Here is a 479-nt window from a genome sequence, read left to right as displayed (position 1 = left end):
AAGTGGAACAGCCTCACCGGCTCCTCCGAGGGCTGGCGGCAGGTCGAGTTCGACCTGAGCGCCTACGCCGGGAAGTCCGTGGACGTGTCGATCGCCTACGTCACCGACCCGGGCAACGGCGGACGCGGTGTCCTCGCCGACGAGGCCTCGCTGGTCGTCGGCGGCACCGCGACCGGGACCGAGGGCTTCGAGACCTCGCTGGGCGCCTGGCGGGTCACCGGGCCGCCCCCGGGCAGCCCGGCCGTCCTGAAGAACTGGACCCGCACCGGAACCCTGTTCCAGACCCACGGCGCGGTCACCACGGACGACACCGTGCTCCTGGGCTTCGGCCTGGAGCACCTCACCGCGCCGGCCGACCGGGCGGCCCTCGTCCGCGCGGCACTGCGTGCCCTGGACGAGTGAATCCAGGATCAACGGGGACTGACACGGTGTAGCGAAATCGGGTGATCGGACCCCGAGGCCCCGGGCGGTCCGTACCC

At 72.4% G+C, this 479-nt stretch carries 1 pseudogene; it reads left to right on the top strand.

The window, feature by feature from the left end:
• Positions 1-402, top strand: a pseudogene (locus RM704_RS44635) (immune inhibitor A domain-containing protein); the annotation flags it as partial.
• Positions 403-479 lie beyond the last annotated feature (77 nt).

The sequence above is a fragment of the Streptomyces gottesmaniae genome (assembly GCF_031845845.1).
GTDB lineage: Bacteria > Actinomycetota > Actinomycetes > Streptomycetales > Streptomycetaceae > Streptomyces > Streptomyces akebiae.
This window is presented reverse-complemented; position numbering and strand designations above follow the sequence as displayed.